At 40.9% G+C, this 1541-nt stretch carries 1 protein-coding gene; it reads right to left on the bottom strand.

The window, feature by feature from the left end:
• Positions 1-1460 (bottom strand): IS1182 family transposase gene (locus GQ593_RS13255; protein WP_237397770.1). Its coding sequence is split into 2 segments (ribosomal slippage): positions 1-887 and positions 887-1460, totalling 1461 coding nucleotides; the frame shifts between segments, so codons are not numbered across the junction.
• Between the last annotated feature and the right edge of the window lie 81 nt (positions 1461-1541).

The raw sequence follows: 1541 nt of genomic DNA, 5'->3' as shown, positions 1-1541 counted from the left end.
TCAGATTGATGACAAACCTCGATATAATTCGGGGTTTATTTTTTTATTTAAACCATAAATAAGATTTTTAATTTGGATTTTATTAAATAAATTAAAAAATAGCCTAAAAAAACGTAACAAAAATAGCTTTATCGCTATTTTCTTGATATTTTGAGCCGTTGCGGCCAATAAACACTGCATTTGAACCTGCGCTCTTCCTCTAAATCGTGCATAGCGATGTCCGTGGTGTTGTTTAGCATCAGCAAAGCTGCGCTCTATCGTTTCTTTTCGCCGAGCATAGACTTTTTTACCCCACTGACTTAAACGAATCTCGTTGGCTTTCTCTTTATCTGCTTCCCAGATATGCCGTGTGATGACTTTCTGTGTATTTTTACTCTGTGTACACTGTGACAATAACGGACAGATTTTGCAGGTTGTTGCATCAGAATGATAATGACGATAACCTTCCCGGCTGGTAGTTTTATATATTAATGTTTGCCCGTTTGGGCAAGTATAAGTATCGTTTTGACCGTTATAGATAAACTGCTTTTTTCTGATGGGATTCGCACCATGGGTGGGGCGACGATAACCCAACACCGGATATATCTGCTCTGCCAGCAGTAAATGGCAAATGGGAGCCGTAAAATAACCCGCATCAAGACCGACACCAACCGGATTAAAGCCAAACCGCTCTAGCTGGCGTTTTAATCGAGCCATATAAGGCTGGGAATCATGGATATTTCCGGCAGTGACATAGGTATCAGTAATTAAATTATGTTTGCCATCAACTGTTCGGTGATCTAAGTAGAAGAACCCTTTAGGCTTGCCTTCCCGATGCATAAAGCCACTGTCCGGATCGGTTGGACTGACTTTGACATCCTTATATTTCTCTACCGTCGATGGCTTTAAGGCTTTTTTCCGTTTAATTCTCTTTCTTCGTTGATGGCTTGATTAAGCGCATCAACATATTGGCTGGGCTCAACAATACGCTGCTCATTACGTGCCTTGCCTTTATTGGCATTTGCTTTTAGGTGAGTACTGTCCGTATATAAAACCCGACCACTTATCAACCCTTTGCCAATGGCCTGCTCAACAATATTATCAAAAATCTGTTGATAGATTTCACTGTCATTAAACCGACGGCGACGATTTTGGCTGAGTGTTGAGGCGTCAATCACTTTTTCGGTTAATCCCATTCCCAGAAACCAACGGTAAGCTAAATTGACCTGAATTTCCTGAACCAGACGACGCTCACTGGGGATACCGAAAAGATACCCCAATAGCATGATTTTAAACAGTCTGACCGGATCTTCTGCCGGACGACCATTATTAGGGCAATAAAGTGGCGCTACCGCTTCTCGAATAAATTCAAAATCAATGACTTTAGCTATTTTACGAACAAGGTGATTTTGAGGGACAAGCGCATCTAACGAAATTTGCTCTATTTTTTCGGGTGTCGCTGGCGTTGGTTTTTTTAGCATAGAAGAATTCCTCTTATCATGGACTCTTCTCTATTAGATCAAAGAACTCGCCAAAAAGCGAGTTCTTTGTCATCAATCTGA

The organism is Gilliamella sp. Pas-s25, from assembly GCF_009795885.1.
Taxonomy (GTDB): domain Bacteria; phylum Pseudomonadota; class Gammaproteobacteria; order Enterobacterales; family Orbaceae; genus Gilliamella.
Note: the sequence above shows the minus strand (reverse complement) of the source record. Positions and strands in the feature narration are given on the sequence as shown.